The organism is Stenotrophomonas sp. STEN009 (assembly GCF_056760395.1).
Genome location: NZ_JBRRES010000035.1, coordinates 15,808 through 34,526, shown reverse-complemented (window position 1 = coordinate 34,526; position 18,719 = coordinate 15,808). Strand labels below are relative to the sequence as shown.

Annotated in this window: 19 protein-coding genes; 11 read left to right on the top strand and 8 right to left on the bottom strand. The window is 68.2% G+C overall.

The window, feature by feature from the left end:
- Positions 1-147 precede the first annotated feature (147 nt).
- Positions 148-837, bottom strand: coding sequence for a glutathione binding-like protein (locus ACVOMM_RS15360; RefSeq protein ID WP_053519578.1), 690 nt, complete (start codon positions 835-837; stop codon positions 148-150).
- Positions 838-946: 109 nt separating this feature from the next.
- Between ACVOMM_RS15360 and ACVOMM_RS15355 the strand changes: the two genes are divergently transcribed.
- Positions 947-1,552: a TIGR00645 family protein gene (locus ACVOMM_RS15355; protein WP_053519577.1), complete on the top strand. Its 606-nt coding sequence runs from the start codon at positions 947-949 to the stop codon at positions 1,550-1,552.
- Positions 1,553-1,753: 201 nt separating this feature from the next.
- A complete protein-coding gene (locus tag ACVOMM_RS15350; protein ID WP_481526470.1) occupies positions 1,754-2,752 on the top strand; it encodes an energy transducer TonB in 999 nt (332 codons plus the stop codon).
- A 59-nt stretch (positions 2,753-2,811) separates the two neighbouring features.
- Here ACVOMM_RS15350 and ACVOMM_RS15345 read toward each other — a convergent pair whose 3' ends face one another.
- Positions 2,812-3,066 (bottom strand): hypothetical protein, encoded by a 255-nt coding sequence (locus ACVOMM_RS15345; protein ID WP_481526469.1) that lies wholly within the window; start codon positions 3,064-3,066, stop codon positions 2,812-2,814.
- 77 nt (positions 3,067-3,143) lie between these two features.
- Here ACVOMM_RS15345 and ACVOMM_RS15340 point away from each other — a divergent pair, with 77 nt between their 5' ends.
- Positions 3,144-3,929, top strand: a complete 786-nt coding sequence (locus ACVOMM_RS15340; protein ID WP_481526468.1) for an AraC family transcriptional regulator — start codon at positions 3,144-3,146, stop codon at positions 3,927-3,929.
- Positions 3,930-4,085: 156 nt separating this feature from the next.
- Here ACVOMM_RS15340 and ACVOMM_RS15335 read toward each other — a convergent pair whose 3' ends face one another.
- From ACVOMM_RS15335 to ACVOMM_RS15325, 3 genes are read right to left on the bottom strand one after another with little or no spacing between them, the layout of a single operon-like run.
- Positions 4,086-5,270, bottom strand: a complete 1,185-nt coding sequence (locus tag ACVOMM_RS15335; protein ID WP_065174299.1) for an ABC transporter permease — start codon at positions 5,268-5,270, stop codon at positions 4,086-4,088.
- Positions 5,267-6,013: an ABC transporter ATP-binding protein gene (locus tag ACVOMM_RS15330; protein ID WP_065174298.1), complete on the bottom strand. Its 747-nt coding sequence runs from the start codon at positions 6,011-6,013 to the stop codon at positions 5,267-5,269. The genes ACVOMM_RS15335 and ACVOMM_RS15330 overlap by 4 nt, the downstream gene beginning before the upstream one ends.
- On the bottom strand, positions 6,010-7,536 hold the full coding sequence (locus ACVOMM_RS15325; RefSeq protein ID WP_053519571.1) for an alpha/beta fold hydrolase: 1,527 nt from the start codon (positions 7,534-7,536) through the stop codon (positions 6,010-6,012). The genes ACVOMM_RS15330 and ACVOMM_RS15325 overlap by 4 nt, the downstream gene beginning before the upstream one ends.
- 211 nt (positions 7,537-7,747) lie before the next feature.
- Between ACVOMM_RS15325 and ACVOMM_RS15320 the strand changes: the two genes are divergently transcribed.
- Together ACVOMM_RS15320 and ACVOMM_RS15315 are read left to right on the top strand one after the other, a co-directional pair.
- Positions 7,748-8,248, top strand: a complete 501-nt coding sequence (locus tag ACVOMM_RS15320; RefSeq protein ID WP_180876496.1) for a DUF1203 domain-containing protein — start codon at positions 7,748-7,750, stop codon at positions 8,246-8,248.
- A 213-nt stretch (positions 8,249-8,461) separates the two neighbouring features.
- Positions 8,462-9,631 (top strand): lytic polysaccharide monooxygenase, encoded by a 1,170-nt coding sequence (locus ACVOMM_RS15315; protein WP_481526467.1) that lies wholly within the window; start codon positions 8,462-8,464, stop codon positions 9,629-9,631.
- A 50-nt stretch (positions 9,632-9,681) separates the two neighbouring features.
- On the opposite strand, the gene ACVOMM_RS15310 is transcribed toward ACVOMM_RS15315, so the two are convergent.
- Positions 9,682-10,431: a ferredoxin--NADP reductase gene (locus tag ACVOMM_RS15310; RefSeq protein WP_080375334.1), complete on the bottom strand. Its 750-nt coding sequence runs from the start codon at positions 10,429-10,431 to the stop codon at positions 9,682-9,684.
- A gap of 84 nt (positions 10,432-10,515) precedes the next feature.
- Between ACVOMM_RS15310 and ACVOMM_RS15305 the strand changes: the two genes are divergently transcribed.
- The 4 genes from ACVOMM_RS15305 (at position 10,516) to ACVOMM_RS15290 (ending at position 14,211) form a co-directional block, all read left to right on the top strand.
- The gene (locus ACVOMM_RS15305; RefSeq protein ID WP_164150561.1) at positions 10,516-11,484 is read left to right on the top strand and encodes an ABC transporter ATP-binding protein; all 969 of its coding nucleotides are present in this window, start codon (positions 10,516-10,518) and stop codon (positions 11,482-11,484) included.
- Positions 11,481-12,272, top strand: a complete 792-nt coding sequence (locus tag ACVOMM_RS15300; protein WP_053519566.1) for an ABC transporter permease — start codon at positions 11,481-11,483, stop codon at positions 12,270-12,272. The genes ACVOMM_RS15305 and ACVOMM_RS15300 overlap by 4 nt, the downstream gene beginning before the upstream one ends.
- Positions 12,273-12,343: 71 nt before the next feature.
- Complete coding sequence (gene panE, locus ACVOMM_RS15295) at positions 12,344-13,282, top strand: 2-dehydropantoate 2-reductase (protein ID WP_481526466.1); 939 nt, start codon at positions 12,344-12,346, stop codon at positions 13,280-13,282.
- Complete coding sequence (locus ACVOMM_RS15290) at positions 13,279-14,211, top strand: Rossmann-fold NAD(P)-binding domain-containing protein (protein ID WP_481526465.1); 933 nt, start codon at positions 13,279-13,281, stop codon at positions 14,209-14,211. Before panE ends, ACVOMM_RS15290 begins: the two co-directional genes overlap by 4 nt.
- On the opposite strand, the gene ACVOMM_RS15285 is transcribed toward ACVOMM_RS15290, so the two are convergent.
- Complete coding sequence (locus ACVOMM_RS15285) at positions 14,202-15,014, bottom strand: TatD family hydrolase (RefSeq protein ID WP_111187264.1); 813 nt, start codon at positions 15,012-15,014, stop codon at positions 14,202-14,204. The genes ACVOMM_RS15290 and ACVOMM_RS15285 overlap by 10 nt on opposite strands.
- 67 nt (positions 15,015-15,081) lie before the next feature.
- Here ACVOMM_RS15285 and hrpB point away from each other — a divergent pair, with 67 nt between their 5' ends.
- Positions 15,082-17,586, top strand: a complete 2,505-nt coding sequence (gene hrpB / locus ACVOMM_RS15280; RefSeq protein ID WP_481526464.1) for an ATP-dependent helicase HrpB — start codon at positions 15,082-15,084, stop codon at positions 17,584-17,586.
- A gap of 118 nt (positions 17,587-17,704) precedes the next feature.
- Complete coding sequence (locus ACVOMM_RS15275; protein WP_065174291.1) at positions 17,705-18,094, top strand: hypothetical protein; 390 nt, start codon at positions 17,705-17,707, stop codon at positions 18,092-18,094.
- A 59-nt stretch (positions 18,095-18,153) separates the two neighbouring features.
- On the opposite strand, the gene ACVOMM_RS15270 is transcribed toward ACVOMM_RS15275, so the two are convergent.
- Complete coding sequence (locus ACVOMM_RS15270) at positions 18,154-18,693, bottom strand: pseudouridine synthase (RefSeq protein WP_065174511.1); 540 nt, start codon at positions 18,691-18,693, stop codon at positions 18,154-18,156.
- Positions 18,694-18,719: the final 26 nt, after the last annotated feature.

Genomic DNA, 18,719 nt, shown 5'->3' with positions numbered 1-18,719 from the left:
GGCGATCAGCCCCCATCCTAACCAAGCCCGTGCGGGAAGGCAGCATGACCTTCTGCCCATGGCAGGGACCGGGCACGGCACATCGGCCGTTGACGGGCGGGTAGCGCCGGGCCACGCCCGGCGAGCGCAGCGGCCTGCGCAGGACCCTCAGCGCTGGCCGAACAGATGCTTGCGCTCATCATCGCTGAGCGGCTTGCCGGCGTTCGGATTGACCTGCTGGCGCAGCGCATACGCCCGCTGGGTGGCCGGGCGGGCGGCGATGGCCTGATGCCAGCGCTTGAGGTTCGGGAAGGCATCGAAATCTGCCGGCAGCGCATCGTAGGCACCGACCCACGGATAGCTGGCCATGTCGGCGATGGTGTACTCCTCGCCGGCCAGGAAGGCATGCCCGGCCAGACGCTTGTCCATCACCCCATGCAGGCGCCGCACCTCGCTGTCGTAGCGCTCGATGGCGTAAGGAATCTTCTGCGGTGCGTAGACATTGAAATGCCCCATCTGGCCGCTCATCGGGCCCAGCCCGGCCATCTGCCAGAACAGCCATTCCAGCGTGGCGATGCGCCCACGCGCATCGGTGGGCAGGAAGCGACCGGTCTTCTCGGCCAGGTACAGCAGGATCGCACCGGATTCGAACACGCTCTGCGGCGCGCCGCCGTCAGCCGGCGCATGGTCGACGATGGCCGGCATCTTGTTGTTGGGCGAGATCGCCAGGAAGTCCGGCTTGAACTGGTCGCCCGATCCGATGTTGACCGGGTGGATGCGGTACTCCAGCCCGCTTTCCTCCAGCATCAGGGTGACTTTATGGCCGTTCGGGGTAGGCCAGTAATACAGATCGATCATGGCAGCGGCTCGGGTGCGGTAAGGAACCTGAAGTCTAGTGCGGGAGTTGGCTTGGCACCGTCATGGCGGGCCGGTAACCTCGCTCCTCCCCCGCAACGCACTGTCCTGCATGTCCCCCCAACGCCCCCTCTCCCCGCTGTCCTCGCTGATCTTCGCCTCGCGCTGGCTGCAGCTGCCGTTGTACCTGGGCCTGATCGTCGCCCAGGGTGTCTACGTGTTCCTGTTCGGCAAGGAACTGTGGCACCTGATCTCCCACTCGGCCTCGATGGGCGAACAGCAGATCATGCTGATCGTGCTGGGCCTGATCGACGTGGTGATGATTTCCAACCTGCTGGTGATGGTGATCGTCGGCGGTTATGAAACCTTCGTCTCGCGCCTGCGGCTGGAAGGCCATCCCGACCAGCCGGAATGGTTGAGCCACGTCAATGCCAGCGTCCTGAAGGTGAAGCTGGCGATGGCGATCATCGGCATTTCCTCGATCCACCTGCTCAAGACCTTCATCGCCAGCGGTTCGCTGGGCGGCCTGCCGCTGTGCGCGCCGGAACTGATGAACGTCGCCGCTGCCAACATCGGTGCCGCCAGGTGCTCGACCTTCACCGAGCAGGGCGTGCTCTGGCAGACCATCATCCACTGCGTGTTCATCCTCTCGGCGATCGGCATCGCCTGGACCGACAAGCTGATGTCCAACAGCCACGACAAGGCACAGGCGCATTGAGGCGCTGGCCGGTGGTGGCGCGGACGCCACCGCCGGTCGTCGCTGCCGCCCTTGTACGCAGCGCTGGCGGGGATGCTAGATTGCTTCCTCGCCGTTGCCGGCGGTGGCGTCGGGAAACGCCACCCTGCCGTGCTCGGACCCACGGTCCCGGCCATGCATATCAATGATTTACGTAACGTCGTCTTCTTAGAGGGGAGCAGGATGTCGCACGTCACAACGATCACCGCCGCGCGCCGGTGGCTGCCGGTTGCCTTGGTACTGGCCCTGGCCGCCTGCTCGGGCAAGGAAGAAACGCCTGCCCCTGCCCCGGCAGGATCGCCTGCCGCTGCGGCGCCGGCGACACCGGTGGTGGCCGCCAAGGTGCAGTCGATGGGCACCGAGCAGCTGCGCGAGTCGGCCAGCCAGGCGCTGCGCGAGAACCGCATGTACGCCCCGGCCGGCGACAACGCCATCGAGTACTACCTGGCCCTGCGCGACAAGACGCCGGACGATGCCGCGGTGAAAAGTGCGCTGACCGACCTGCTGCCCTACACCCTGATCGCGGCCGAGCAGCATCTGGGCCGCGAGGACTTCACCGAGGCGCAGCGCTTGGTCGCCCTGATCGAGAAGGTGGATGCCTCCGCACCGGCCCTGCCACGCCTGAAGGAAGGCCTGGCCAAGGGCGTGGAGAACGCGGCCAAGCGCACCGAGTCGGAAGCGGAGCGGGCCAAGAAGGACGCCGAGGACCGTACCCGGCAACAGGCCGAGCAGCAGCGCCTGGCCGAGCAGCGTGCCAAGGAAGCCGATGCGGCCAGGCAGATCGCCGCACAGCAGGATGCCGCCCGCCGTGACAGCGAGCGCGAGGAAGCCGAGCGCCGGGCCGCCGCACGGCGTGAAGCGGAGCAGAAGCAGCAACAGGCCGCTGCGCAGCAGGCCAATGCCGCACGCCAGGCACCTGCCGCCGCGCCCAGCCTGCGTCCGGTCAGTACGCCGGCCCCCCGCTATCCGGCCGACGCCCTGCGCGCTGGCACGTCCGGCGAGGTACTGGTGGAGATCACCGTGGGTACCGACGGCTCGGTGGTGAACGCCCGCGTGCTGCGTGCGACGCCCGCGCGCATCTTCGACCGCGAAGCCATGAACGCCGTGAAGCGCTGGCGTTTCGAGCCGGTCAGCGCACCGGTCACCACCCGCCGCACTCTGGTGTTCGCGCCAGGCGGCTGAGCCGGGACATCCCTGCCAACCATCACGACAAGGCCCGGTCTGTCCGGGCCTTGTTCGTATCAGCGCGCGCTGTCGATCAGGTGCTGCAGGACCGGATCGCGTGCCCTCAGGATGCGGAACAGGCCCAACGCATGCAGACCTGGCAGCAGCGCGCGCAGGTCGGCTTCCGCCGCTGCCCGGGACGCAGGGCTGCCGGCGGGATCCTGCCAGTCGCGGACGCTGGCAAGGAAGGCGCCCACGCTGCCCTTGCGCACGGTGAGGCCGTTGGCCACCACGTCGTTCTGATGGTCAGGGAGGATGTCTTGAGGCTGCATGAGGAACTCCTTTCGGCGGGTGGAGTGCAGTGTGGACGCTCCTGTCTGCCGGATCTGCCGTATAACTGCCAGTTGATATGGCATATCAGACATCCCCCGCCCTGATTGACCCGCCCCTGGTCGACACCGCCCGAGGGCCGGTGCTGCTGACCGCGCAACTGGCCCTGGACCGTCCACGCCGGACCGCCCGGCACCAGCACGCCCGCGGGCAGCTGCTGGGGGCGCGACAGGGCCTGCTGCGGATCGAGGCAGGCGACCTGCACTGGCTGCTGCCAGCCGGCCATATGGCGTGGGTTCCGCCCGGACTGCCGCATGCGCTGGTCAGCATCGGCCCGTTCAATGGCTGGAGCCTGTACCTCGACGCAGCGACCTGCAAGCGACTCCCGGCACGCCCACGCATCGTGCAACCGGGCGCCCTGCTGCAGGCAGCCGTGGATCGCGCGCTGCGCTGGGCGCCCGCACCGCTCGACGCGGTGCAGGAGCGTCTTGCCGGCGTCATTGCCGATGAGATCGACGCCAGCACGCCGCTGCCGCTGGCCTTGCCGCAGCCACGCGATCGGCGCCTGCGGCGCGTCGCTGCGGCGTTGGCGCGTGCACCACAGGACACCCGCAGCGTCGAGGCCTGGTCCCTTGCCATGGGACTGTCCAGCCGCACCCTTGCGCGCCACTGGCGCGCCGAAACCGGCATGACACTCAGCCAATGGCGCCAGCGCCTGCGCGTCCTGCTGGCGCTGCCACGCCTGCTGGCCGGGGAACCGGTGATCAGCGTGGCGCTGTCGCTCGGCTACGACACCCCCAGCGCCTTCATCGCCGTGTTCAAGCGCGAGATGGGGGTGACGCCTGCGCGATATGCAGAGGGCTGACGTCGCCGACAGCGGGGCGACGTCGATCGACCGGCACCGGGGTTCACCCAGCGCGTCGCTACTTGGCAGGCAACGCGGACCTGAAAACAGCGAGGCCCGGAATGACCGGGCCTCGTTCCCTATCCGCCGGGCAGGGCCCGGCGCTTCCACTGGCGGTCAGCCGGAAATCGCCAGGCGTTCGTTGTGGTAGCGGCGCACGGCGGCAAACCACAGCAGTGCGGCCAGACCGAGACTGGCGCCCAGATAGATCGCCCAGACGCTGGGACTGATCACTTCATGGCGGATGACCTTCAGCAGCATCTGGTTCTGCGACAGGAACGGCACCGCGTACTGCCACAGCTCGCTCTTCAGCGGGTAGGCGACCAGCGCGTAGCCGGGCAGCATCGGCAGCAGCATCAGCCAGGTCATGTGGCTCTGCGCTTCCTTCATGCTCTTGGCCGCCGCCGACAGGAAGGTCAGCAGCGAGGTACCGATCAGCAGCATCGGCAGCATCACCAGCAGCATCTGCAGCATCGAGCCGACATTCATGTTGAACTGGCGGCCGATGTTGCCCGGGGCGATCTGCGCGCTGACCTTGAAAGCCACCAGGGTCAACAGCAGCGACGCGAAGCCGACCACGCAGGCGGCGGCGATCTTGCCACTGACGATCGCGCTGCGAGAGCCGGGCGTTGCCAGCAGGGGCTCGAGTGACTGCCGCTCACGTTCGCCAGCGGTGGCGTCCATCACCAGATAGGCGCCGCCGATGAACGAGGTCAGGGTCAACAGCACCGGCAGCAGCATCGACAGGATCATGCCCCGTTTCGCTTCGGCACTGGCCAGATCCTGGCTGCCCACGTCCAGCGGACGCGCGACCTGGGCATCCACGCCGCGTGCCATCAGCCGCAGTGCGCCCACCTGGCCGTTGTAGGTGGCCAGCGCCGCTTCCAGGCGTGCGCTGGGCACTTCGGCGGCACGCCGGGTGCTGTCCTTGATCACCTCCACCAGCGCCGGCCTGCCCGCGGCCCAGTCCTCGCCGAAGTCATCGCTGATGCGCAGCGCGACGTCGATGTCCTGGTTGCGGATGGCCGCGGCGAGGTCCTTGGGTGCTGCGCTGGCGTTGAGCCCCTGCGCGGCCAGGAAGCGGACCAGGTTCGGTGCGTTGTCCGCGCCGATGGTCGGAATCTGCAGCGGTTGCTCGATCTGCGTGCGCACGCGGCTCTCGGCCAGCTTGCCCATGCCCAGCAGCAGCACCGGGTACAGCAGCGGACCGAACAGCAGGGTCAGCATCAGCGTGCGGCGGTCGCGGGAGAGATCACGCAGCTCCTTGCGCATCACCGTCATCAGGGTCGACATCATGCTCATGCGTGCAGGCCCTCTTCGCTGCCGATCAGTTTCACGAACGCATCTTCCAGATTGGCTTCGCCGGACTGCGCGCGCAGCTCATCGGCACTGCCGGCGGCCATGACCGTGCCCTTGGCGATGATCACGATGTGGTCGCACAGTGCAGCCACCTCCTGCATGATGTGGCTGGACAGAATCACGCACCGCCCTTCCTCACGAAGTCCCAGCAGGAACCGGCGCAGTGCACGGGTGGTCATCACATCCAGGCCGTTGGTCGGCTCGTCGAGAATCACATTGCGCGGATCGTGCACGAGTGCGCGCGCGATCGCGGTCTTGGTGCGCTGGCCCTGCGAGAAGCCATCGGTCTGGCGGTCGAGGATGTCGCCCATGTCCAGCGCCTGCGACAGCACGTCGATGCGCTCGCGGATGCGTGCTTCGGACAGGCCGTGCAGCCGGCCGAAATAGGCGATGTTCTCGCGCGCGGTCAACCGCTTGTAGACGCCCCGCGCATCGGGCAGCACGCCCAGGTGGCGACGGACCTCCACGGGATTGCGCGCGGCATCGATGCCATCGACGCTGATGCTGCCCTGGTCAGGCGTCATCAGGGTGTACAGCATGCGCATGGTGGTGGTCTTGCCGGCACCGTTCGGGCCAAGCAGACCGGTGATGCGACCGTCCTCGGCGCGGAAGCCGACATCGGCCACTGCCTGGATGCGGCCGGTGCGGGTATCGAAGGCCTTGTGCAGGTTGTCGGCGACGATCATGGTTCCCATCCGTTGAACGAGGTGAACGCCGGCACGTAGCTCAGCGTATCCAGGCAGCTGGCATCCAGCGCCTTGGCATCGGTGCTGTCGATGAACTGGCCCAGCAGGCGGGGCATGCAGCCGGCGGAGAGCGTGCCGTGGCCCTGGCCGCGCGCGACCAGTGCGCGCCCCTGCGGCAGCCCCTTGAGCACCTGTGCGGCGTAGCGCGGTGGCGTGACCGGGTCCAGTTCACCGGACAGCAGCAGCGCCGGCACCTCACTGCGCAGCGGTGCGGCATCCGCGGCGGGGGCCGCGGTGTGCGGCCAGACAGCACACGGCGCGAAGAAGGCGCTGGCCACCTCGTTGCCGAACAGGCGCTCGGCATTGGCGGCTGGCGCGTGGTAGCGCGGAGCGTCCTCGCTGCAGATCACCGACCACTGCATGCCGCGGTTGATCTGGAAACCCATGCTGCGGTTGGCACCGCGTGCCAGCGAGGCGAGCGGCGCGTAGCGGCCCTGCGCAGCCTCGTCCAGCACCAGCGGCAACAGCGAGGCGTACTGCGGAACATAGGAGAAGGCGAACGCCAGCCCCATCACGCTGTCCGGCGTCAGCACGTCGCGCCGCGGCGCATTCGTGCCGGGGTCACGGTAGTCAACGGTCACCGGCGCGGCGCGCAGCGTATCGAGCACGCCGCGCAGCTGCCTGCTGGTGTCGCTCGGAAAGCGCTTGCTGCACGCCGGGTCCTTGCGGCACTGGGCCGACTGCAGATTGATCGCGTCTTCGAAGGTATTGGCGAAGTCACCCCCGACCACCAGCTCGTTCGGAACGACGCCGTCGATGACGATGCTGCGGGTGTGCTGCGGATAGGCCGCGGCATAACGCTGGGCCACGCGGGTTCCGTAGGAACCACCCACCAGGTTCAGCGCATCCACGCCCAGCGCCTGGCGCACGGCATCCAGATCGGCAACGGCGTCGCGGGTGGTGTAGAACCGCGCATCGGCACGTCCCTGCAGAGAGCTTGCGCAGCGCTGGGCGTAGTCGCGCAGCAGCGCCTCGCTGGGGGGGGCCTCTTCGTCGAACGCCAGTTCCTTGCCATCTGCGCCCAGGCAGTTGAGCGGGTTAGAGCCACCGGTGCCGCGCTGGTCGATCAGGAAGATGTCGCGTTGCTTGCGAACCTGGCGCAGGGCGGTATCGACGATGACCGCCACCTCGCTGGCCGCCTGCCCGGGCCCGCCGGCGAGGAAGAACACCGGATCCGGTTGGCCGGAGCCACTGTTGCCCGATTCCAGCCAGGCGATACGGAGGTTGATCTTCCGCCCTTGCGGCTGAGCCCTGTCCTCGGCCACCTGCAGGGTGGCGCACTGTGCCTCGACGTTGGCGCTGGCGCCCATCGTGGTCAGTGTGCAGGGTTGGAAGTCGATCTGTCCGTAGCGGCGGCCGGGCGTTTCCGCCGCCGCATCGGCGCTGCCGGAAGGCGCTGCGCCGCAACCGGCAAGCAGCAGGCTGGCCAGCGCGCCGGCCAGTGCGAGGTGGTGTCTTTGCATCGTGCTCGTTTCCCCTGGAAGACGTTCCTGTCGACCACGACGGGCTGCCGCGGAAGATGTGACCCAACTTACACGGGCAGGAGGCTGGCGGCGATGGGCAATCGTCACCGGAAAGCCAGGCCCATGTCGGCCGGATCGAATGCGGCGTCGCATCATGGCGAGCAGCGCAGCGGTCGGCCACGCAGACTCATGGCGAACCCAGGAGACTCCCATGAACGCGTGGTACCTCAGCGGCCTCGATCACCGCCCCTTCCAGCACCTGTTCGAACAGAGCGACCGCACGCTGGCTGCGCAGGGCATCCTGCGACGCTGGGCCGGTGATCGCGGCGGCCATCCGTGCCGGGTCAGCCTGTCCGACGCCCCAAGTGGAGCCGAACTGCTTCTGCTGCCCCACACCCACCTGGCCAGGCACTCGCCCTATCGCGCGTCCGGTCCGATCTTCGTGCAGCGCGGCGCTACGCGCTGCGTCCTGCCCGCCGGGGTCGTTCCGCCCTACGTCGAGCGACGGCTGATCTCACTGCGCGCCTACGACGCGAACGCATTGATGATCAGCGGGCAGGTCTGCCCCGGCAACGAGGTCGGGGGGCAGCTCGATGCGCTGTTCGCCGATCCCGCGGTGGCCTTCGTGCAGTTGCACAACGCAGGCTACGGGTGCTTTTCGTGCCAGGCAGACCGGGTGGATCAGGACGCGCTGACACACGGCGTCGCGTGATCGGCACCACGCACGACGCGTGACCTTCTGCGCATCCGTTCAGGCCTGCGTGAAGCCTGTGGGAAAGGCTTCACGCAGGCAGTCACGGAACGGCACTTCCAAGGTACCGCGCGATGCAACGCACCTTGATACTCGCCGAGGTGCCGCCGACCGTCCGCTGCGCAGCGCAACGCCTGCGGTCACCGTTCCCATCGACGACCACAAGGATGCGCCATGTCATTCCGATCCACACGTGTAGTGCTGGCCAGCTCATTCGCAGCCGCCGGCCTGATCTGCCTGGCCAGCAGCGCATTCGCGCACGGCACCATGACCACGCCGGCCAGTCGCGTCTACGCCTGTTTCCAGGGCAATCCGGAGAATCCAACCAACCCGGCCTGCGCCGCCGCGAAAGCACTCGCCGGCTCGCAGGCGTTCTACGACTGGAACGGCATCAACCAGGCCAACGCCAATGGCAACCATCAGGCCGTCGTACCCGACGGCACGCTGTGCAGCGGCAACAACCCGACCTTCCGCGGCCTGGATCTGAACCGCAGTGATTGGCAGACCACGCCGATCCAACCCGATGCGAACGGCAGGTTCACCTTCGTGTTCAAGGCCACCGCACCGCATGCCACGCGTGACTGGCGATTCTTCGTTACCCGCGAAGGCTGGACACCGGGCAGTCCTCTGCGCTGGGCGGACCTGCAGGAGTTCTGCACACTGGGCAACACCCCGCTGTCCGCCGATGGCACGTACAGGCTGCAGTGCCCGCTGCCACAGCGCACGGGCCAGCACGTGATCTACAACACGTGGCAGCGCGCGGATTCGACCGAAGCGTTCTACACCTGCATGGATGTGCGTTTCGAGGGCGGCAGCACTCCCCCGACATCGCAGTGGCAGGATGCCGGCGCGCTCACCGCGCGTGGCGATCTGCCGGTCGGCACCGTCCTGGCGCTGCGCGTGTTCAACGCCAGCGGCAACGATGTGGAGCGGGTGGAGGCCACACTGGCCGGCGGACAGACGGCGGCCGCGCAGTGGCCGCTGGTGCTGGCCCGCAAGGTCAATGGCGCCAGCCAGCACGCTCGGGTGGGCGTACTGTCCAACGGCACGATCACGCCGACGGCGTCGGCAACCGGCAACCGGGTCTATCTGAAAGAAGGCAACCGCTTCCAGCTGGACACCCGGGTACCCGATCCGGGCACGCCTTCGCCGGGCGGCGACTTCGACTACGTGTACCCGGCAGGCATCGGCAGCTATGTGCCCGGGCAGACCGTGGTGAAGGGCAGCGATGGCCGGCTGTATGCCTGCCGCCCGTTCCCTGAAGGCGCGTGGTGCAACGTCAACGCCGACGCGTACCGGCCGGGCGTGGGCGCAGCCTGGCGTGATGCCTGGGTGCCGTACTGAGACCGGCGCGGTCTGCGGGAGGCGGCTGGCGCCGCCTCTCCGCAGCGCACTCACTTGCTGCTGACGTACTTCTCGCGGCGGATCTGCGGGTTGCCCAGCCCGGCCGCCTTGAGCAGCTCGGCGCAGGCATCGACCATGTCCGGGTTGCCGCACAGGTAGGCGATATCGGTGGCCGGGTCCGGCGTGAAACCAGCCAGGGCCTGCTGCACGTAGCCATGATGGACGTCGGCGTGGGCCTGTTCCGGCAACTCCCGCGACAGGCACGGAACATAGCGGAAGTTCGCATGTTTTTCGGCGAAACTGTAGAAATCTTCGCTGTACAGCAGTTCGCCCGGGCTGCGTGCACCCTGCAGCAGGACGACCTGCACGCCGCGTTCGGTCATGGCCCTTTCCAGCAGTGGCAGCATCGAGCGATAGGGGGTCACGCCGGTACCGGTGGCGATCAGCAGATAGCGCGCGTTGTGATCGCCGGGGTTCAGGCAGAACCGCCCGTACGGGCCGGACGCGCTGATCTGGCCGCCGGTTTCCAGCGCCTCGAACAGCGCTGTAGCGGCGCCGCCGGGCACGAAACTGACCGCGATATCCACGGCTTCGCCGGGCCCCAGTGCGTGATCATGCAGGGTGGCCAGGGAATAGCTGCGCTTGGTCTCGGTGCCATCGGCGTAGCTGAAATGGACCTGGATGAACTGGCCGGGCTGGAAATCCAGCGGCTGGCCATCGTCGCGCACGAACTGGTAGTGGCCGACGGTCGGGGCCAGCATGCGGCGGCCGACCAGCTTGAGGGGGAATTGAACAGGCACGACTTTTCGGGACAGTGTGTAGCCGGGGCGAGCCCTCGGGGTCTTCTATAATAGCCCTTCCCCGCCCCTCTCCAGCGCCAGCCCATAGGCGCGAAGGCTTCGAGCTTGGCATCCCTGAACGATACGGCGCCCGCCCTGCGCGTGCGCGACCTGCGCAAAACCTACGACAACGGAACCCAGGCCCTGAAGGGGGTCTCGCTGGAGGTCGCCCCGGGCGACTTCTTCGCCCTGCTGGGCCCCAACGGGGCTGGCAAGTCCACCCTGATCGGCATCATCAGCTCCCTGGTCAACCTCAGCGAGGGCCAGGTGGAGGTGTTCGGCAGCGACCTGGTGCGCAACCGCAGCGCGACCATGCGCCTGATTGGTTTGGTGCCGCAGGAGATCAACTTCAACCTGTTCGAAAAACCCTTCGACATTCTTGTGAACTACGCCGGCTTCTATGGCGTACCGCGCGAGGAAGCGGAGCAGCGCGCGGAAGAGGAACTCAAGCGTGCCCATCTGTGGGAGAAGGCGCAGGTGATGAGCCGCACCCTGTCCGGCGGCATGAAGCGCCGGCTGATGATCGCCCGCGCGATGATGACGCGTCCCCGCCTGCTGATCCTGGATGAGCCGACCGCGGGCGTGGACATCGAGATCCGGCGCGACATGTGGCGGGTGCTGAAGGAGATCAATGCCGCTGGCACGACGATCATCCTCACCACCCACTACCTGGAGGAGGCCGAGTACCTGTGCCGGCATCTGGCGATCATCAACCACGGCCGGATCGTCGAGCAGGGGCCGATGCGTGCGCTGCTGGCCAAGCTGGACGTGGAAGGCTTCCTGCTGGACATCGATGGCGATCTGCCGGTGCAGCTGCCGGCGATCGAGGGCGCAACCCTCAGCGCGCCCGACGCGCACACCCTGGACATCGACATGCCACGGGCGATGGATCTGAACCGCGTGTTCGCCGCGCTGAATGAAGCCGGCATCCGCGTGCGCTCGATGCGTACCAAGAGCAACCGACTGGAGGAGCTGTTCGTGCGCCTCACCGGCAACCAGGAGAAATCCGCATGAGCACCACCGAGCTGACCGACGGCCAGCGCAACCGCGTCGCGCTGCTGACCATCGTGCGCCGCGAAGTGACCCGGATCATGCGCATCTGGGGCCAGACGCTGGTGCCGCCGGCGATCACCATGACCCTGTACTTCCTCATCTTCGGCGGCCTGATCGGCTCGCGCGTGGGCGAGATGGGCGGGTACAGCTACATGCAGTTCATCGTGCCCGGGCTGGTCATGATGAGCGTGATCCAGAACAGCTACGGCAACATCAGCTCGTCCTTCTTCGGCGCCAAGTTCGGCCGCCACGTGGAAGAGCTGCTGGTGAGCCCGATGCCGAACTGGGTGATCCTGTGGGGTTACGTGGCCGGTGCGGTACTGCGCGGCCTGATGGTCGGCGTGATCGTGCTGATCATCGCGATGTTCTTCACCCCCGTGCGCATCCCGCACCCGCTGGTGACACTGACCACGGTGCTGCTGGGCGCCACCATCTTCTCGCTGGCCGGCTTCATCAATGCCGTGTACGCGAAGAAGTTCGACGACGTGGCGATCGTTCCGACCTTCATCCTGACCCCGCTGACCTATCTGGGCGGCGTGTTCTATTCGGTGAAGCTGCTGCCGGCCTGGGCTGAAGCAGCGACCCATGCGAACCCGATCTTCTACATGGTCAACGCGTTCCGCTACGGCCTGCTGGGCAGCAGTGACGTGCCGCTGTGGGTCGCGTACGCGCTGATGATCGGCTTCGTGGTGGTGCTGACAGCGGTGGCGCTGTGGCTGCTGCGCCGCGGCGTGGGCATGCGCAGCTGAGCGCCGATCGCCGGGGTCGCGATCCCCGGCACACCCGCAACATTGGTTCCGCAGACAACGGTGAACGTGCAATGCGCATCCTGATTCTCGGCGCCGGCGGTACCGGCGGTTACTTCGGCGGCCGCCTGGCCCAGGCCGGTGTGGACGTGACCTTCCTGGTCCGCCCTGCCCGCGCCGGGCAGCTTGCACGCGATGGACTGGTGATCCGCAGTCCGGTCGGCGATGCCGCCTTCCCGGTGCAGCACGTGACAGCCGATGCGCTGCCCGCGCTGGCCCGGGAGAGGCCCTTCGACCTGGTCATCCTCAGCTGCAAGGCCTACGACCTGGACAGCTCGATCGAGGCCATCGCGCCGGCGGTGGGCCCCGGCACCACCGTGCTGCCGATCCTCAACGGGCTGCATCATTACAACGATCTGGATGCACGCTTCGGCCGCGAGGCGGTGCTGGGCGGGCTGTGCTTCATCAGTGCGACCAAGGCACCGGACGGTGCGGTGGTGCATCTGGGGAAACCCGCCAAGCTCACCTTCGGGGAACGGGACGGTGGCGCGCTCTCGGCGCGCGTGCGTGCCTTCGCAGCCGCCTGCACGCAGGCCAACCTCGATCACCTGGCCAGCGAACGCATCGGCCAGGAGCAGTGGATCAAGTACACCTTCCTCACCGCGCTTGCCGCGGCGACCTGCCTGTTGCGCGCGGACATCGGCACGATTGTCGCGACCGATGATGGCACGGCCATCGTGCAGGGCCTGTACGACGAGTGCCTGGCCGTGGCGGAGGCGGCCGGTGAGGCAGTCCCGGCGGCAGCGCAGGACACTGCGCGCGGCACGTTGACCCAGGCCGGCTCGGCATTGAAGGCCTCGATGTTGCGTGACCTGGAGGCCGGGCAGCAGGTGGAGGCCGGCCACATCGTCGGTGACATGCTGGCGCGTGCACGCAGCGCCGGCCAGCAGGGCGTGCTGCTGCAGGTCGCCTACAGCAGCCTGCAGGCCTACCAGGCGCAGCGCCGGGCGTGAGCCTGACGCTGCCGGCCGGTCCGTTGCCCGGACGGGTGCTGATCCTGGGCATGGGCTGGAGCGGGCGCGTACTGGCGGCTCGCCTGGAAGCGCTGGGCGTGCAGGTCGCCGGCACCGTACGCGATCCGGCCACGGCAGCCGTGGATGGCCTGCGCTGCCATCGACTCTGCGCTGGAACAGCACCTGCACCCGCGCTTCTGGATGACATCGCGCGCGCCGATGCGGTGCTGGGCAGCATACCGCCCGATGCCGACGGCGACCCGGCAGTGCGCATGCTGCGCACGGCACTGGAAGACAGTCCCGCATTGCAGTGGGTGGGCTATCTGTCGTCGACGTCGGTGTACGGCGACCGCCAGGGCGGCTGGATCGATGCGGACAGCGTGGCCGACGCCACCGGGCCTGCGGGCCTGCAGCGCCTGCGCGCGGAGTCGCAATGGCGCGCACTGGCCAGCCGGCGCGGCATCGCCTCGGCAGTGTTCCGGCTGCCCGGGCTGTATGGTCCCGGCCGCAATGCACTGGTGCAGCTCGCGCAGGGGCGTGCCCGCCATGTGCTGAAGCCGGGCCTGCTGTTCAACCGCCTGCATGTACAGGACCTGGTGGCGGTGATCATCGCGGCGATGCGGCGACCCACCCTGCAGGCGCTGTACCTGCCCAACGACGATGAGCCCGCACCGCCACAGGACGTGCTGGCCTTCGCCGCGCAGCTGGGAGGCTTTGCGATGCCTCCGGCAGTGGCGTGGGACGACCCGGCGCTGAGCCCGGCCCTGCGCCGCTTCTACGAAGGCAGCAAGCGCATCGACAGCCGCGGTACGCGCGAAGCGCTGGGGGGGGCGCCGCAGTTTCCGACGTATCGGGAAGGGCTGACGGATCTTGCCGCTTCGCTCGCCGGGCATGGCCGAGCGTCACCGGATCCGGGCATTCACGGCTGACGTGTCGTGTCGGCGTCGGGCAGCCGGAAGAAGGCACGGGCTGCCGCCGTGGCATGGGCTGCGGTCAGCACGACATCCTCGCCACGATCATGGGCCAACTCCTCGACGATGTGCGAAAGGAACATCGGTTCGTTGCGGCGATCCTTCGGCATCGGCTTGAGCGTGCGCGGCAGCAGGTACGGCGCATCGGTCTCGATCATCAGGCGATCGGCTGGAATGCTCTTCACCAGCTCGCGCAGGTGCGCCCCGCGACGCTCGTCGCAGAGCCAGCCGGTGATGCCGATGTACCAGTCCTGGTCGAGGTAATCAAACAACTCCTCCCGTTCACCGGTGAAGCAGTGCACCACCGCCGGCCCGAGGCGACCCTCGAAGTTCTTCATCTGCGCCATGAAGTCGGCGTGCGCGTCGCGCTGGTGCAGGAACAGCGGCTTGCCGTTCTCCGCCGCCAGCTGCAGCTGGCGCTCGAACGCACGGTGCTGGGCAGGTCGCGGCGAGAAGTCACGGAAGTAGTCCAGTCCGCACTCGCCGACCGCCACCACTTCCGGGTGGGCATGCAGGGCGCGCATCTCCGCATCGCATTCTTCGGTGTACTCCACCGCATGATGCGGGTGTACGCCGGCCGTCGCATACAGGAATCCCGGATGCTGCTGGGCCAGCTGCAGCGCCAGCGGAGAGTGCTCGCGGCTGGCCCCCGTGACCACCATCTGCACCACCCCGGCCTGGCGGGCACGCTGCAGCACGGCGTCGCGGTCGCGGTCGAAGGAGTCGTGGGTCAGATTGGCGCCGATATCGATCAGGTGCATGGTCATCGCGGAGGAAATGTGCCTGCGCATTGTACCCGCGCCCAGCGTGGCCCCTTATCCTTTGCGCATGAACGCCCCGCACTTCCCCATTTCTCCGCTGCTGCCGCAGATCCAGCAGCATCTGGCTGCACAGCCACGGCTCGTGCTGGAGGCACCACCGGGCGCCGGCAAGACCACCCAGGTACCGCTGGCGCTGCTCGATGCACCGTGGCTGCAGGGCCGCAGGATCATCCTGCTGGAGCCGCGCCGGGTGGCCGCGCGCAGCGCAGCGATGTTCATGGCAAGGCAGCTCGGCGAGGAGGTCGGCGATACCGTCGGCTACCGCATCCGCTTCGAGAACCGGGTGTCCGCGCGCACCCGCATCGAGGTGGTGACCGAAGGCATCCTGACCCGCATGCTGCAGGACGACCCGTTGCTGGAACAGGTGGGCGCGATCCTGTTCGACGAGTTCCATGAGCGCCACCTCAGCGGCGACCTGGGATTGGCACTGGCGCTGGACGTACAGGCACAGCTGCGCCACGACCTGCGGCTGGTGGTCATGTCGGCGACCCTGGATGGCGAGCGGCTGGCACGCTTCCTCGACGCACCCCGCTTGAGCAGCGAGGGCCGCAGCTACCCCGTGACCGTCAGCCACTTCCCGGCGCGTCGCGAAGAATCACTGGAACTGCAGGTCCGCCGTGCAGTGCAGCAGGCGCTGGTCGAGCACCCGGGCGACGTGCTGGTGTTCCTGCCTGGCCAGCGGGAGATCGCCCGTGTGCAGGCCGGTCTGCAGGAATCGATCGGCGGCAACACCGAGGTCCTGGCACTGCATGGCGAACTGCCGGTGGAACAGCAGGCGCGCGTGCTGCAACCCGCAGATGAGGGCCGCCGGCGCGTGGTGCTGGCCACCAACGTGGCCGAATCCTCGGTGACCCTGCCCGGCGTGCGCGTGGTGATCGACAGCGGCCTGGCACGCGAGCCCCGCTATGACCCGAACAGCGGCTTCACCCGCCTGGACGTGGTGGCCATTGCGCAGGCCTCGGCCGACCAGCGTGCCGGTCGTGCCGGCCGCGTGGCCGAGGGCGTGGCCTGGCGCCTGTGGCCGCAGTCGCAGCGGCTGGAGCCTCAGCGGCGTGCCGAGATCGACCAGGTCGAACTGGCAGGACTGGCGCTGGAGCTGGCGGCGTGGGGCAGCAGCGACCTGCGCTTTCTCGATCCGCCCCCAAGCGGACCGATGAGTGCGGCGCGCGAGCTGCTGCACCGCCTGGGCGCGTTGTCGGAGTCGGGCGCGATCACCGCCTTGGGCCGACGCGTGCTGGCGCTGGGTACCCATCCACGCATGGCCGCGATGCTGCTCGCCGCCCCTGACCCGCACGCACAGGCGCTGGCGGCCGATCTGGCGGCGCTGCTGGAAGCACGCGACCCCCTGCGCCAGGGCGGCGATGCACTGGCGGCACGCTGGCGCGCGCTGGCCGCGTTCCGTGCTGGCCGCGCGCCGGCCGATGCCAGTCGTGGTGGACTGGCTGCCATTGATGCCGCCGCGCGCCAGTGGCGGCGTCGGCTGCGCTGCGATGCCGCGCCCCCTGCCAGCATCGAAGCGCACGCGCTGGGCGATCTGCTGGCGCACGCCTTTCCCGATCGCATCGGCTTCCAGCATCCGGGCGATCCGCTGCGCTACCTGCTCGCCAACGGGCGCAGCGCGCGCCTGCATGAACTGAGCGATCTGCGTGGCGAACCGTGGCTGGTCGCCAGCGAACTGCGTTTCGAGGCCCGCGATGCGCTGCTGCTGCGCGCCGCGCCGGTCGATGAGGACCATCTGCGCAGGATCTACCCGCAGCGCTTCGTCACCGCCGACACCGTGCGCTGGGACGGCGAACGGCGTGCGCTGGTCGCATTGCGCGAAACCCGCTTCGATCGCATCGTGCTGGACAGTCGCTCGGCGGGCCGGGTCGATCCGGAACACGCGGCCGGCGCCTTGACCGAGGCTGTTGCCGAGCTCGGCCTGCAGGCATTGCCGTGGACCGAGGCCCTGCGCCAATGGCAGGCACGGGTGGAGTCGCTGCGTCGCTGGATGCCCGAGCTGGAGCTGCCCGACTGCAGCGATGCCACGCTGCTCGCCACCCGCGCGCAGTGGCTGCAGCCTGCGTTTGCCGGCAAGAGCCGCCTCGATGCGCTGGACGAAGCCAGCTTCGCAGAAGCGCTGAAGTCGCCCCTGGCATGGTCACAGCGGCAGCTCGTGGAGCGGCATGCGCCAACCCGCATCACTGTGCCCTCCGGGCTGGAGCGGCCCATCACCTATGCACTGGACAGCGAGTCCGGCGAACCGCTGCCACCGGTGCTGGCCGTGAAGCTGCAGGAGTTGTTCGGACTGGCAGACACCCCCAGCATCGCCGATGGGCGCGTGCCATTGACCCTGCACCTGCTGTCACCCGGCGGTCGTCCGCTGCAGGTCACCCAGGACCTGCGCAACTTCTGGGAAAACACCTATGCCGAGGTGAAGAAAGAGATGAAGGGCCGCTATCCCCGCCATCCCTGGCCGGACGACCCGTGGACGGCCACCGCCACCCACCGGGCCAAACCACGGGGAACATAGCAATCCTGCCTGATCCTGAATGGAGCGCGTAGAGTCACGCCGTGTGACTGCCCGACTGACATACCGTTTACGGGCAACGCGCCACACTGGACTTCGACCCGAGGCAAAGGACCCCCGCATGAGCAGACTGACCGTGATTACCGACCGCGCCCTGGAGCGCGCCCTGGACCTGGCCCACACCGCGGGCGACGGCCTGAAGAGTGCCGGCGGCAGCCTGCGCCATCTGGGCCCGCAGGCCAGCGACTGGATCAAGACGGGAGCGGCACTGGGCGCAGTGAAGACCGGTGGCAAGGTTGCCACCAAGTTCGCCCGCCGCAATCCGGCAGTGACCATCGCCGCCGCGGCAGTGGGTGTGGGTCTGCTCGGCTATGCCCTGTATCGCAAGCAGCAGAAGAAGAAGGCGGCCAATGGTCAGGTCGTTGATGGCCAGGCGCAGCGCATCAGTGCCCGCGACCGCCGCAACGACACCGTGGTCGACGAGCACAGCGATATCGGCAGCGACGCCTGAGGCAGGCGGCTGCATCCGGGCCGGAGATCGCCTGTGGGTGATCTCCGGCCCGTTTCGTTTCAGCCGATCTGCCGCCACTGTCCGGGGCGCAGATCATCCAGCCGGTAAGGACCCATTGCCACCCGCACCAGGCGCAGGGTGGGCAGGTTCACGGCGGCGGTCATCCGCCGTACCTGGCGGTTGCGCCCTTCGCGGATCGTGATCGCCAGCCAGGTATCGGCAACGGTCTTGCGGAAACGCACGGGCGGATCGCGCGTCCACAGCTCCGGCGCGGGATCGAGCCGTTCGACCTTCGCCGGCAGGGTCGGCCCATCATTGAGGATCACGCCGCTGCGCAGGCGCTGCAGCTGTTCCTCGCCAGGCGTGCCTTCCACCTGCACCCAGTAGGTCTTGTCGGCCTTGTGCTTCGGGTCGGTCAACCTGTGCGCCAAGGGACCGTTGTCGGTCAGCAGCAGCAGGCCTTCGCTGTCATGATCCAGCCGGCCGGCCGCATAGACACGCGGCGGCAGGCCGAACCCCGCCAGGGTCGGGCGCGGCGGGACGCTGCGATCGGTGAACTGGCACAGCACATTGAACGGCTTGTTGAAGGCAATCAGCATCGCAGGCACGGCAGGCGGTGGATGCG

Coding starts and splice junctions, on each gene's coding strand:
- hrpB (WP_481526464.1), top strand. CDS start 15,082: ATGAACGCCCCGCACTTCCCCATTTCTCCGCTGCTGCCGCAGATCCAG.
- ACVOMM_RS15270 (WP_065174511.1), bottom strand. CDS start 18,693: ATGCTGATTGCCTTCAACAAGCCGTTCAATGTGCTGTGCCAGTTCACC.
- ACVOMM_RS15315 (WP_481526467.1), top strand. CDS start 8,462: ATGTCATTCCGATCCACACGTGTAGTGCTGGCCAGCTCATTCGCAGCC.
- ACVOMM_RS15285 (WP_111187264.1), bottom strand. CDS start 15,014: ATGCACCTGATCGATATCGGCGCCAATCTGACCCACGACTCCTTCGAC.
- ACVOMM_RS15325 (WP_053519571.1), bottom strand. CDS start 7,536: ATGCAAAGACACCACCTCGCACTGGCCGGCGCGCTGGCCAGCCTGCTG.
- ACVOMM_RS15275 (WP_065174291.1), top strand. CDS start 17,705: ATGAGCAGACTGACCGTGATTACCGACCGCGCCCTGGAGCGCGCCCTG.
- ACVOMM_RS15360 (WP_053519578.1), bottom strand. CDS start 837: ATGATCGATCTGTATTACTGGCCTACCCCGAACGGCCATAAAGTCACC.
- panE (WP_481526466.1), top strand. CDS start 12,344: ATGCGCATCCTGATTCTCGGCGCCGGCGGTACCGGCGGTTACTTCGGC.
- ACVOMM_RS15355 (WP_053519577.1), top strand. CDS start 947: ATGTCCCCCCAACGCCCCCTCTCCCCGCTGTCCTCGCTGATCTTCGCC.
- ACVOMM_RS15320 (WP_180876496.1), top strand. CDS start 7,748: ATGAACGCGTGGTACCTCAGCGGCCTCGATCACCGCCCCTTCCAGCAC.
- ACVOMM_RS15330 (WP_065174298.1), bottom strand. CDS start 6,013: ATGATCGTCGCCGACAACCTGCACAAGGCCTTCGATACCCGCACCGGC.
- ACVOMM_RS15345 (WP_481526469.1), bottom strand. CDS start 3,066: ATGCAGCCTCAAGACATCCTCCCTGACCATCAGAACGACGTGGTGGCC.
- ACVOMM_RS15300 (WP_053519566.1), top strand. CDS start 11,481: ATGAGCACCACCGAGCTGACCGACGGCCAGCGCAACCGCGTCGCGCTG.
- ACVOMM_RS15350 (WP_481526470.1), top strand. CDS start 1,754: ATGTCGCACGTCACAACGATCACCGCCGCGCGCCGGTGGCTGCCGGTT.
- ACVOMM_RS15335 (WP_065174299.1), bottom strand. CDS start 5,270: ATGAGCATGATGTCGACCCTGATGACGGTGATGCGCAAGGAGCTGCGT.
- ACVOMM_RS15340 (WP_481526468.1), top strand. CDS start 3,144: ATGGCATATCAGACATCCCCCGCCCTGATTGACCCGCCCCTGGTCGAC.